Source organism: Paenibacillus sp. BT-177 (assembly GCF_025846815.2).
Taxonomy (GTDB): Bacteria; Bacillota; Bacilli; order Paenibacillales; family Paenibacillaceae; genus Paenibacillus; species Paenibacillus polymyxa_C.
Genome location: NZ_JAOYTP010000006.1, coordinates 86743 through 100503 on the forward strand (window position 1 = coordinate 86743; position 13761 = coordinate 100503).

Sequence of the window (13761 nt, forward strand, 5' to 3'; positions counted from 1 at the left end):
ATTTTTTTGTGTGTTCATTGTTATAACATGAAAAAAGAAATGAAAAAAGTTTACATGACCCACGGGTTGCTGATAGCACCTTTAGAAGAGAGAATCAGGGAGGATGACATGAAGTTGAAGAAAAAAGGAATCAGGATCATGATTACGGGGATTGCATTAGCTATAGTAGCTTCCGGTTGCTCCAGTGCAACGGAGAACTCTGTAACACAAGCAAGTCATCCGGTAAAAGTAGAGAAGCTTGTAATGAAACCTTTGGCCAATGATTTTAATCTGGCGGGAACATTGCAGGCAAGTAATGAAGCTAGTGTTTCCTTTGAAGCGGATGGACGTATATTGAACACTATGGTTGAGGTAGGGGACTCCGTAGAAAAAGGGAGCGTCCTTGCGAAGTTAGATACATCTGTCTACCAGCTGCAGCTGGATCGGGCCAAGGCAACCATGGAAAAGGCAAAAGCTGGTCTTAGCCAAGCGGAGGCTTCTGTTCAATCGGCACAGGCGGGTATTCATAGTTCACAATCCCAAGTCGATGCGGCCCAATCGAAATTGCAGGAACTGAACAATGGCGCCAAAAAGCAGGAAATTGCACAGTCACAAAATGCGGTTACTGCAGCCACCAATGCTTACAATAAGAAAAAAGCGGATGCCGCACGGACGCAAAGTCTGTTCCAGGCAGGTGCAGCATCATTGTCGGAAAATGAGAATGCACAGCTGGAATTAACGAATGCACAAAAAAGTTTAAGTGACGCACAAGAGCAGTTGTCTCTCTTGCTTGCGGGAGCCTCACAGGAACAACGTGCCCAGGCTTCAGCTGGTGTAGAGCAGGCCAGAGCAGGGCTGGAGACAGCTATGGCTACGAAGCAGCAAGGGCTAGCCAGTAAAGCTCAGGCGCAGGCTACCTACGAGGATGCATTGGCTGCTTATGAACAGTCATCCTTGTCACTTAAAAAAGCTACTTTAACCTCCCCGATCGCTGGCGTAGTCATTGAAAAAAAGGTGTCTGATGGTCAACTGGGCTCCAGTGGAAGTGAGGCATTCATTGTCGGGAATATCAAGACCTTAAAAGTACTTCTTCCCGTACCGGATAGCGAAATCTTATCATGGAAGAAAAACCAAAAAGTAAATATTTCTCTCTATGATGAAATTAGAACAGGGACTGTTACTCAGATCTATCCATCCACGAATACCAAAACGGGCAGTATTAATGTGGAAGTTAGCATTCCTAATCCTGAACTGGATTGGAAACCTGGACAAGTCATCAGCGCATCTAAAAGTGTGAATCAAGCGGAAGCCCTGTTAGTGCCTGTAGAATCCGTGATTAGCACGGGAAGTGACCCTTATATTTTTAAAGCTGTGAATGGTAAGGCCGTTAAAACCACAATTAAAGTGGGGAAAGTAACGAATAATCAATTCGAAGTTCTCTCCGGACTACAGGCAGGCGATCAAATTGTTACACAAGGAGCAGGAACCTTGTTTAATGGCGATTTAATTGGGAATGATGTGCTTGGGAAATCGGAGGAGTCATCCGAATGATTAAATATATCGTTAAAAAACAGAAAATTACGCTCATTTTCTTTGGTATGTGCATACTGCTAGGGCTCTTTAATTTTACATCGTTGCCCAAACAGGAGCAGCCTGATGTTATTCCTATGTCAGCCAGTGTTACAACCATCTATCCGGGTGCCTCACCTGAAAGAATCGAGCAAACCATTACTAAGGTCATGGAACAGAAAATTAAAGCTGTACAAGGTGTCAAAACGATTTCCTCTACTTCATCGAAAGGCCAATCCAGTATTATCATAGAAGCTTTAAGTGATGCGGACCCGACAAAAGTATGGGCTGATCTTCGTACAAAGGTGCAGGATGCACAATCCGAGCTTCCAGACGATGCGATGCAGCCTATGATCAATGATAGCATGACTAGCTCTTTCATTGGTTCATATGCGATCACCTCTGATAAGGTTGAGGATTTATACTCATTAAATGAATTAATGAACAAATGGAAAGATCAATTAAAAACAGTCCCCGGTATTTCGCAGGTTAATATTCAAGGAATACCTGAGCAAGAGGTACGAGTTAGCTTAGACACGCAAAAGATGCAACAATATAACATCTCCTGGGAGCAGGTTGTTCAAGCGATCAAGGATGAGAATGACAGAGTGCCTACAGGAAGTATGGATTTCAATGAGCGTACTTATCAGCTGACGGTGAATGCCTCAACGGATCCATCGATTCTAAATAACGTCCAGATTTCAAGCAATGACGATGGATTTCCGATATCTCTGAAGGATATAGGTACTGCCTCACTTGTTTTTAAAAAAGCAGCTAGTTATACGTATGTGAATACCAAGCCTGCTATTTCGATCAGTGTAAGCGGAGATATAGGAACAGATGTGCCAACGGTATCCAAAGCAACAACAGCCAAAATTAATGAACTTGCGAGCAGTTTGCCGAAGAATGTACATTTTGAACTGCTTTTTGCACAAAATGATCGAGTGAGTGAAATATTTGGAAATCTGACCAAAGAGATGACTATTGCTATTATATCGGTCATTGTGATATGTACTTTAGGTTTGAATTTGCTAACTTCTGCATTTGTAGCGTTGGCCATTCCTGTTTCCATCGCCATCGGCTTTATTTTCTTGCCCATGACAGGAACTACGCTGAATCAAATTTCAGTCATCGGACTCATCATCGTGCTAGGGATATTGGTTGATGATGCCGTTGTGGTCAATGACAACATTGAACGCCGACGCTCTGAATTTGGGGAAAATGCTACGGAGGCAGCTATTAAAGGAACCAGAGAGGTATCCTTATCGATTATTACAGCTACGCTAGCTACGGTTGCAGCATATGCTCCGCTGTTATTCCTGCCGGGTAATATCGGAGACTTTATTAAACCGATCCCTACCGTTATTTCGTTAACGATGCTGGCTTCGATGATTATGTCGCTAACGATTATTCCTATTTTCCGCCAATGGTATGATCAACGCCGTAAAGGGAAACAGAGTAACCCAACAGTTAAGCCGCCTGGGCTTCTAGGTCATCAAATCCAGTCTTTATCCAATGTGTACTCTAAAAACTGGATGCCAAGAATACTGCAACGCCCGCTTTTAACAGCGCTGATTGGTCTTATGATTGGTACGGCAGCTTATGGATTACTTGCGGTTGTTCCCATTCAATTATTCCCAGAATCCGACCAGGCGGATGCCACGATCAGCGTAACGATGCCGGAAGGAACATCGTTACAGGCAACCAATCGGGTAATTAACGAGATTGGGATGTGGGTCAAAAAACAACCAGAAACAGAGCGGCTGTCGGCAACGGCGGGTGGAGGAGCGCCTCAGATGTACAGCGATGTTGCAGGCGGTCACGGCTCCGGGGGAGCGGTCAACGGTCAACTTGCTGTCGTTGGAAAAGAGGGGCTATTCGATCTCCAGAAAACAGTGGATAGCTGGACTCATACGTTGCAAGCCAAATATCCATCTGCATTGATCAGCATTCGGGTTCCTCAATTAGGTATCCCGGTCGGCAGTGCGGTGTCTATCCGTATGAAGGGAGAAGACATTGATAAACTGCAAAGCATGACAGCTAAAGTCAAAGAAATGGTTGCGGCGACCCCCGGAGCTGTAGATGTGACCGATAACATGGGGATGCAAAGCTATAATCTGAATTTCCAAGTCAATCAACAAGCCTTGGATAAATATCGGGTTACCTATTCCAATTTGACGCGTACGCTGCTGTTAATGGGTGACGGGGTCAATGTAACGGATTTTGATACAGGGAAAGAATTGCTGGATATAAACATATACATGAATAAACCAAACGATGATCCTGAAGTATTGTTCCAGCAATTAAGTGTAACCAATGCAGCCAAAGAGCAAATTCCCTTATCCCAGTTAGTCACGATGAAACCGGACTTTTCCATTCAGCAAATCCACCGCTATGATTTGGAGCGGACAGTAACGATCTCAGCCAATGCAAATGGGCGTACAGCTACAGAACTCACTAATGACATCCGTAGTAAACTAACCCATACACAGTTTGAACCAGGCTATACCTGGGAGATGGGCGGAGAAACATCCGCGCAATCTGACATTTTTACAGATTTGGGCAAGTTAGCTATTATTGTTGTATTTCTCATCCTGCTCCTGATCACGATGCAGTTTTACTCCGTCTCCACACCGCTCATTATTATGACCACTGTGTATCTGGCAGCGGCAGGCGGAATTCTTGGAAGCTTTATTTCAGGCATGCCCATTGGATTCATGAGTATTATGGGGATCATTTCCCTGGCCGGTATCGTCGTGCGCAACGGTATTGTGTTGATAGAGTTTATTGAAGATGCGCGGCGTGAAGGAGCCGAACTGACAGACGCAATTCTTATGGCATGTTCTGCCCGTTTCCGTCCGATCTTGCTTACTTCGCTAACTGCGATTGTTGGTATGATCCCTATTGCCACAATAGGGGAAATCCTCTTTAAACCGTTGGCAACGACCATTATCTTTGGACTGATCTTTTCGACCATTTTAACCTTGTTTGTTGTTCCGACTCTGTATATGGTCGTAGCTCATCTGAAACTGAAGCGGAAGCAGAAGCAGGAAAAGTCTATAAATACCGATAGCTCATTGACGTTGTAGGTAAATACAGAAAAGAATATACTTCAATCTTCCTTTAGAATACGGATCGTACATGAGGCGAATGTCTTTATGTACGATCTTTTTATTTGTTGACATAGTCAACAAATGTCATTACTATAATTGTTGCAAAAGTCCACTAAATAGGGGGAGTTATGGTCAATATAGATGCTAATATCATAGCGGATATGAGGCGTTTTAATCGGTTCTATACGAATTTACTCGGTGTTTTAGATAGACATGTGCTGGATAGCGGATATTCCTTTACCGAGGCACGGGTCATTATAGAGATCGGGTTAATAGAGCCATGTATTGCGAATACTCTGGTCGAATCTCTTAAAATTGACCGCAGCTATATGAGCAGGATCATTGCTAAATTTTGCAAAGAGGGCTTTCTTGTTAAGGAAAATTCAACGGTGGATAATAGAACAAATCTAATTCGTCTGACGCCCAAAGGAAAAATGTTCTACAACCAATTGAATGAAAGGTCTGATGAGCAAATTCTAAGATTAGTTCAAGGACTTTCAGAAGAAGAGATTACAGAATTACATGCATCTATGTTGTTAATTCAGAAGAAATTGGATATTTCGGAGAGGATACAGAATGATACGATTTGAATGCGACTATACCGAAGGTGCTCATGAGCGTATATTAAAGCGACTATTGGAGACGAATGAGGAACAAACCCCAGGCTATGGTGTGGATGATCATTGTGAAAAAGCCAGAGCTTATATTAAAAAAGCATGTGACTCCGAAAATGCGGATGTACACTTTTTGGTTGGGGGTACACAGACCAATACGACGGTCATTTCTTCGATTTTGCGTCCGCATCAAGGCGTCATTGCGGCAATTTCTGGGCATATTGCTGTGCATGAGACCGGAGCAATTGAGGCTACTGGACATAAAGTACTGACATTGCCAAGCGAGGATGGGAAAATCCGGGGTGAGCAGGTAAAGGAACTATACGACGCTCACTGGAGTGATTCTGCTCCTGAGCACTGTGTACAACCCGGGATGGTTTATATTTCTCAACCGACCGAGAATGGAACGATCTATAGCCGATCGGAGCTGGAAGTGTTAAGTAAAGTCTGTCGTGAATATGGTTTACCGCTGTTTATAGATGGAGCCCGCTTAGGCTATGGTTTGGTTGCAGAGGATAGCGATGTATCATTAGCAGATATAGCAAAGCTGTGCGATGTGTTTTATATTGGCGGCACTAAAATTGGAGCAATGATGGGAGAAGCCGTCGTTATCCTAAATGATGCTTTGAAAAAAGACTTTAGATATATGATCAAGCAAAAAGGAGGACTGCTGGCTAAGGGCAGAATGCTGGGCATTCAGTTTGAAACGCTGTTTGAGGACGGTTTATACTTTGAGATTTCCAAACACGCCATAGATATGGCCATGTTGCTGCAAAAAGGATTATCCGAGCAAGGGTTTTCTTTCCTGTATCATTCTACAACCAATCAGCAGTTTCCAATTATATCAGATCGCATATTACAGGCATTGAGCGAAAAATATACTTACTCCTTTTGGGAAAAGGTTGATGATACACATACTGCTGTTCGATTTTGCACCAGTTGGGCCACAAAGAAAGAAAACATTGAAATGCTGCTTCAGGATATCAAAGCATTACAATAGAGGTCACGGATAAACGATGAGTATCATCTTGAAGAGGTAAAATGAATGATGGAATAGGCCATACCTCGTTGCACACATTGCAGCGAAGTATGGCTTTTTTGTCGTGTAAATTACCTAATCCAGGCGGCTCGTCTTTAGTTCCATGAAAGAGCAAGCAGATATAAAAATGGAAAAACAAGACAAGAGCGAATGTATAAAATTAGCGCCTAATTATTTACACTGAATACCTATCGAACCTGTTTACGGTATTGAAGAGGGGAGAGCCCGGTTATTTTTTTAAAGATTTTATTAAAATGGGAGGCATGACCGAAGCCGACATCCTCCGCAATGCTCTGGATTTTGTCTTTGGTGGTTCGGAGTCTGGTTTGAGCCGCCCTTACCCTCACGACGCGGATGTATTCGCTGAAATGAAAGCCAGTCAATTTTAGAAAGATGCGGCTTAGGTAAGCTGGACTAATAAAAAAGCAGGCGGCCACTTGTTCGAGAGTTAACGGCTCATTGAAATGATCCTGAATAAAAGACGAAATTTCTGTGATTTTCTGATGCATGGGATGAGATGAAATAAGTTCACTACGCTCGGCCGCTTCCGATCGGTGCACCAGGATAAGCATTTCCAGCAGCAAATGCTGTACACAACGGTCATGCAGAGGCTGCTTGTTCCTACATTCGCTATTCATTTGCAGGAACAGTCGTTCAACTTCGACTTGTTCTCTAGCCGGTAAGCGAAGCAACGCGGATTGCTGATACGGCGGTAGATCCACAATGTCACGATCCTGCGGTGGGAGAAACGTCGGAGAAAAATGAATCAAAATGCGTTCTGTTTCCTCCAATTGCGTGCTGGCGGTAGAGTGTAAGTCATGAGGGAGGATGAATATCAGATCGCCCTTGCGAGCGGTGTATACCTTGCCGTTCATAAAATAGATGCGTTCGCCCTGCAGCAAAAAATACAGCTCATAGTTCTCATGAACATGAGGTCTGGGCATAACTGTGAAGCCGGTACGGTAGATGTGATGAATGGAGAATTGTTGTTCTCCGATGACATATTTGTCTTCCTTCATTTCATTCATGTGCTTCTTCCTTTGCAAATTAAGATAAGTAAGCGCATTCATATATCCATAGTATATATGACACCTGCCCACGGTAAAAGCAGAAAAGATTGATGAAAGGAGGTGAAAACACTTCTGAACGTCTCGGATCATTCTTTTATAAAAGTATGCGCTGGTGTGAAAGAAAATCTTAGGGAGGAAACAGAATATGAGCAAGCAGCGTACATGGAGAAAGGTGCTATGTAATGTGGTTGTGGGTTCATTGTTGTTGACCTTGTGCCCACCACTGATTCAAGCAGAGACTGCGGTAGGGACAGAGATGGCAAAAGTAGAAAAAATAGCGACGAATATTCCGGCGTTTCCGGGGGCTGAAGGTGGCGGTAAATATGTTACCGGTGGACGCGGAGGTGAAGTTTACGAAGTTACCACGCTGGAGGATTACGGCAAAGGTGAGCAGATGATCCCCGGATCTCTTCGTGCAGCGGTCAGCTCCGATAATCGGACGGTCGTATTCCGGGTGGGCGGAACCATTCATCTTAAGGAGCCACTTAAAATCCTGGGCAACAACCTGACGGTTGCGGGTCAGACAGCTCCTGGCGATGGTATAACTGTAAGCGATTACACGACAGGGATTGATGCAGACAACGTTATTCTCCGTTACCTGCGTTTTCGATTAACCGACCGTTACCCCAGCGAGGATGACGCATTAGGATCCAGATATCATAAAAACATTATGATTGATCACTGTTCCTTTAGCTGGTCTGTGGATGAGGTGCTGAGTCTTTACGATAACGTAAATACGACGGTACAATGGTCCATTGCGTCCGAAAGTATGCTAATGACCACGCACCAAAAAGGTCGCCACGGCTATGGCGGCATATGGGGTGGTCGAAATTCCACCTATCATCATAACTTGTTGGCACACAATGCAAGCCGCAACCCGCGTTTCCCAACCGATAAAAAACAAATCGACGCTGTGGAAATGACCAATAATGTCATTTATAACTGGGGATTTTTCTCTTCCTATGGTGGCGGTGAAGGATCGTATAATGTGCTGAATAACTATTATAAGTATGGCCCCAACACATATAAGGATGTTCGCGGTCAAATCTTTGTAGACGTGGGAAGTAAAAAATATAAAACACGCATGTTTATTGGTGGCAACTACATGTACGGCAACGAATCGGTTACTCAAGACAACTGGCAGCTTGGAACATCCATTGGGTCGATTATTGATCCTTCCACTCGTTTGGCAGAGCCGATTGAAGTCAGAGGGGAATACGACAACGGGATTTCACCAGATGCGTATGGTCCATATCAAGCGACGGATGCACAGACCGCATATACTGAGGTGCTCGCTGGCTCAGGAGCCACACTGCCAAGAAGAGATGCGGTCGACGCCCGAATTATGAATGATGTGAAGAAGGGAACGGGTGCGTTTATTAACTCCCCGCGTGAAGCAGGCTGGATTTACGATGATAGTAGCGTAACCGCCACGGAGCTTACTGACAGTGATCATGATGGTATGCCGGATGAATGGGAACGTGCCCATGGGCTGGACCCCAAAAATGCAGACGACCGCAACGGTCAGGAGCTTGCCGGCACAGGCGAGTATGCTCATTTTGCCAAGGGCTATACGAATCTGGAAGTCTATTTAAATGATCTCATTGAGAAGCTGTCCAATGGAAGTGAGGTAGATAATCCGGAGGCCGTCGTTCAGGTGTCGGATGAAGGCGGACGTTCACTGAAGCATAACGATATTTTGGAAGCCGGACGTGATGGGACCATAACTGCAACGGCCAAGGACCAAGATGGCATTGCCCACGTTGAATTTATCATTGACGGCAAACTTGCTGGAAAAGTAGAGAATGCGCCTTATCAAATCAGTTGGAATCATGTGACGGACGGCACCCATTACATTATTGCACGGGTGACAGACCGCAAGGGAACTGCTACATTTTCCAATCCTGTTACCATCCACGTCAACACGACTGTACCAACGGGAAGCTGGCTCAGCGAAGAGGTTGGCTCTGAGGGCAAAGATGGCTATATCAAAGGGCATACTCAGGTATTAAAAGAAGATGCAAACGGCAGCAGCATACGACTAAAATCGGCCGGGGACATTGACGGTCAGGCTGATCTTTTCCATTATGCTTATCAGAAATGGGAGGGAGACGGTGAAATTACAGCTCGTGTGGAGAAGATTACCCCTGTGGATGATAATGCCGAGGCAGGTGTAATGATTCGTGAATCACTGAAGCCTGGATCCAAAATGGCCTTTATGTCTTTAGCATTTGTTAAATATGGTAAACAGGGGATTCTTATCAGCCGTGATCAAACAGATGGTAAAACCAAGCGCGCGTCAATGGAAACGTTTATTCCAACGCCATATTCGGTTCGGCTTGTGCGTCAGGGGCAAAAGCTTACCGGATGGATATCCGCCGATGGTCTAACAAATTGGGACAAAGTGGGTGAAGCAGTCGTGGACTTTCCAGAGAATCAACCCTTACTGTTCGGGCTAGCTACCGATGCATCCAAACAACAAAACGATGTATGGAATTACAATACGTCGGAATTCAGCAATGTTAAGGTCCGCAAGCTAACAGACTCAGGAGGAACCTCTCCCACTAGTGTGGTTGTATCGACCTATGGCCCTGCTGACTATACATCTCTCCAGGCAGCTATTGATGCAGTCCCTGACAACAGTAACACAAGGACTATTATCCATCTCAAAAACGGTACCTACCGTGAAAAAATAAAGGTGAATTCCTCCAAAAAAAATCTGAGCATTATCGGAGAAGATCGGGACAAAACGATCATTGCTTTTGATGATACAGCCAAGACCATAGTGGACGGGAAAGAATTAGGAACGAGCAACAGCTATACCATGCGTGTGCAAAGTCCTGACTTTGTGATGGAAAATGTGACGGTCGCCAACACAGAAGGGACCGGGCAGGTGCAGGCTGTAGCGTTATATGCCGAAGGTGATCGTGGCAAGTATCATAATGTCAAAATTACCGGCCTACAGGATACTTTGCTCGTAAACCGTGGCAGACAGTATTTTAAGGACAGCTACATCAGTGGCAGTGTGGATTTTATATTTGGCAATGCACCTGCTGTGTTTGATAATTCGATCATACACAGCCTGCGTGCCGGATACGTAACCGCAGCTTCAACAGAAGAGAACCAGCCAGGTTTTGTATTTACTCAGTGTCGTCTGACAACCGAAGCTGGCTTGACAGGCAAGGTGGATCTTGGGCGACCATGGCGTCCTTACGCTCATGTTACTTTTTTGAAGACCTATATGGATGACCATATCAAGCCGGGTGGTTGGAACAATTGGGGTAAGGAATCCAATGAGCAGACCGCAAGATTTGGAGAGTTCGACAACTTTGGACCAGGTGCAGGAAGTAGCGGGCGTGTACCTTGGGCCAAACAGCTTACAGCTGACGAAGCAAACCAGTACACTGTTGAAGCTGTTCTGAGCGGGACAGATCATTGGAATTGGCGTCTATAAATTTGATGTTCAATAGATAAGCGGGGGATACGCTTTAAGCGTTTCCTCCGCTTATGTGCGTGTTTGTGAGCAAACTTGGATGTGATATATACATAATCTAAAATTGAAACTATTTGTTTTTATGGTAAATATTTTATATATTGAATATGAGATGTATTTTTAGGCGCATAACAGGTGGTAATAAACTCGAGGCTAATGTACATCTTGTTCGTAATCATCATGAAAAACCCTACAATTATTTTTAGTTGAACATAATATTATGTTGGAGGTGTAGGATGGCACGTGTGTTGGTTATGATCACGCCTGCTGAAGGCCATGTTAATCCGTCCTTAGGATTAGTGAAGCAGCTGGTTGACAGAGGTGAAGAAGTGGACTATGTGTGTTCAGAGGAATTTGGTACGAGAATTCAACAAACGGGAGCAAACCTGATCACCTATCCATTTAGTGTGGATGCATTTATTCACAATCCTGTATTAAAGCCGGCTGAATATAAACATCATTATCAATTCGTGAATATGATCGTTAAAGGTTTGATTCAACCGATTATTTCAAAGGTTATGAAAGCAATTGAAAATAAGGTGTATGATTATTTGATTTATGACTATTTGTTGGGTTGGGGAGGCAAAATTATAGCAGAGAGGCTGGGAATACCTGCGGTATGCACGATCTGTTCGTTTGCTTTCGTAGAGCCTCTGGGATCTGATCAAGGCTGGGATGATCATGATATAAAAGTGAGAGAGCTTTATGATGACACCATGAAAGTAGTACATCAATTAGCTGAGGAGTTTCAGGTTTCCGTCCCCGCTATGGATGAACTCGATTCACATTCCCACAGCCTAAAGGTCGTGTATACAAGCCGTTATTTTCAACCGCAAGCTGAAAAACTGGATGATAGTTATATTTTTGCAGGTCCATCTATTGTACCTCGTAAAGATGCACCCTCTTTTCCGTTCGAACAGCTTCGTGCTTTGTATCCGCAGGTTGTTTATATATCATTGGGAACTATTCTTAATAGAGATTTGGAGTTTTACAAGCTTTGCTTTGAAGCATTTCGCGATTTGCCTGTGCAATTTGTACTTTCATCAGGCCAATATGCGGAGATGGAATTATTGGCAGTCAATATCCCGGACAATTTTATGATCAAGCCCTATATTCCGCAACTGGAAATGCTCCAGCGTGTAGATGCCTTTATTACACATGGGGGAATGAACAGTGCAAGCGAAGCTTTGTATTACAACGTGCCAATGGTTCTGGTTCCCATGACATCGGATCAACCGATCGTGGCCAATCGGGTACAAGAGCTGGGAGCGGGTATTGCTGTGAATAAAAATGAGCTTACACCCGCTACCTTAAAAGCTGCTTTAGCAGAGGTTTTAAATCAAGCCATCTATAAACAACAGGCGCATGTAGTTGGCCAATCACTACGTCAGGCTGGCGGTTATACGTATGCGGCTGATGCAATTATGAGTCGTTTCTCTACTATAGGAAAATAGGATGCGAGAAAAATAGGGTGCGTGTGCGGAGGCTTACGATGTAACCAATCTGGACCATGCATGGCATGATAGCATAACAAAGCAGCACGTAAACGGACTTCAGGTTCTCGTCCAGATTACGTGCTGCTTTTTGTATTGGTGCTGTCCTATAGACTGTGATTTCTTTCTTGTAGAGCAGCCGAGTTGTCAAACTCTAATTTTTTTGAAATCGCGAGCAGACCAAGGCAACAGAGAATCAGGAATAAGCATACCCAATAGGAGTTTCGATAACCCATCCATTGAGCGAACAATCCGCCCATCAAGCTCCCCGCCAGTCTTCCGATCGTTGTCGCATTGGAATACAGTGTCGAGGCGTATCCGGGCAGAGATGGCAACAAATCTTGCATGTAGCTGATACCAATGGCTGATATCACTGCAACAAAGAAGGCTAGAAGAAGCTGTCCCACAAATAGCTGCCACATCTCCGTAGACATAAGGACGAGAAGATAATAGACAACGCCTGTTAGAGCCCCTAAAAATATAAGCAAACGGTTGGAGTATTTGGCTGCTAGTACACCCAGCATGAGCATCAAGGGTATCTCTAAGATTGCGCAAATACTGGATACTAGGGCAACGTCATTCGTGTCACCTTTTAAATTGTGGATGATGAACAAGGAAATGTTCAAACTATTCATCCAGTGAGACGTATAAAGCAGAGTAAGAACTAGAAAAGGAATCAGAATTTTAATATTTTTATGTAATGTAATGTGATGAAGTGAAAGTTGATCCTTATTTTTAGCTTGAACAGGAGGCTGCTTGATAAAAAAGAATAGAAGAACGGCAATAAGTACAAAAATAGAGGTCGTACCGACAAAAATACCTTTAAAGCCCGTATGTGCAATCAAGAAGGAACCAAAGAGCGGCCCGGTAATAAAGCCAAGAGAAAACATAGAACGAAGCGTTGAATTCGCAAAGGCATGATCCGCAGATTTACTGCGATCTACCGCCTCACGTGCACTGGCAAATAACTGTGGCATCCCAGGGGCGCCAATCGCCGTAAAGACAGTCATATAAATAAAAAGCACATAAAAATTTTGGATTACAAGATATCCTGCAAAGGCTATGGCATTAAATAACGTACAAATCACTAAAATTTGTTTGCGATCTAACCCGGTATCGGAGCGTTTGGCAATAAGGGAGCTTATCCATATACCACAAATCAAAGTCACCGCTGTAAACACACCAAAGGTTCCCACAGATACGCCAAGTGTACTTGTAAAATATACAGCTAAAAAAGGTGCACTTATGGAAATAGCCATACCTTGCAATAACATACAGATCATAAATAGCGGGTAGTTAGGGATAAAGAAAAGATTTTGAATACGCTTTAGCATTTCATTTTTACACCCCTTTAGGTTTAGAAGCAGAACTTACATACCTATCCAACCTAA

General features: G+C 43.9%; 8 protein-coding genes. 6 read left to right on the top strand and 2 right to left on the bottom strand.

The window, feature by feature from the left end:
- Positions 1-108: 108 nt before the first annotated feature.
- From OIU26_RS18295 to OIU26_RS18310, 4 genes are all read left to right on the top strand, one after another.
- On the top strand, positions 109-1530 hold the full coding sequence (locus OIU26_RS18295; protein ID WP_264217602.1) for an efflux RND transporter periplasmic adaptor subunit: 1422 nt from the start codon (positions 109-111) through the stop codon (positions 1528-1530).
- Positions 1527-4637 carry an efflux RND transporter permease subunit gene (locus OIU26_RS18300; protein WP_264217603.1) on the top strand — a complete coding sequence of 1037 codons (3111 nt, stop codon included), beginning with the start codon at positions 1527-1529 and terminating at the stop codon, positions 4635-4637. The genes OIU26_RS18295 and OIU26_RS18300 overlap by 4 nt, the downstream gene beginning before the upstream one ends.
- Before the next feature lie 152 nt (positions 4638-4789).
- On the top strand, positions 4790-5251 hold the full coding sequence (locus tag OIU26_RS18305; protein ID WP_264217604.1) for a MarR family winged helix-turn-helix transcriptional regulator: 462 nt from the start codon (positions 4790-4792) through the stop codon (positions 5249-5251).
- Positions 5238-6275 (top strand): threonine aldolase family protein, encoded by a 1038-nt coding sequence (locus OIU26_RS18310; RefSeq protein WP_264217605.1) that lies wholly within the window; start codon positions 5238-5240, stop codon positions 6273-6275. The genes OIU26_RS18305 and OIU26_RS18310 overlap by 14 nt, the downstream gene beginning before the upstream one ends.
- A gap of 227 nt (positions 6276-6502) precedes the next feature.
- Here OIU26_RS18310 and OIU26_RS18315 read toward each other — a convergent pair whose 3' ends face one another.
- Positions 6503-7342, bottom strand: a complete 840-nt coding sequence (locus OIU26_RS18315; protein WP_264217606.1) for an AraC family transcriptional regulator — start codon at positions 7340-7342, stop codon at positions 6503-6505.
- Between the two features lie 187 nt (positions 7343-7529).
- Between OIU26_RS18315 and OIU26_RS18320 the strand changes: the two genes are divergently transcribed.
- Positions 7530-10838, top strand: a complete 3309-nt coding sequence (locus tag OIU26_RS18320; protein WP_264217607.1) for a pectinesterase family protein — start codon at positions 7530-7532, stop codon at positions 10836-10838.
- Positions 10839-11113: 275 nt separating this feature from the next.
- The gene (locus OIU26_RS18325) at positions 11114-12331 is read left to right on the top strand and encodes a macrolide family glycosyltransferase (RefSeq protein ID WP_264217608.1); all 1218 of its coding nucleotides are present in this window, start codon (positions 11114-11116) and stop codon (positions 12329-12331) included.
- 146 nt (positions 12332-12477) lie between these two features.
- On the opposite strand, the gene OIU26_RS18330 is transcribed toward OIU26_RS18325, so the two are convergent.
- Positions 12478-13704, bottom strand: coding sequence for a sugar efflux transporter (locus tag OIU26_RS18330; protein ID WP_264217609.1), 1227 nt, complete (start codon positions 13702-13704; stop codon positions 12478-12480).
- Positions 13705-13761 lie beyond the last annotated feature (57 nt).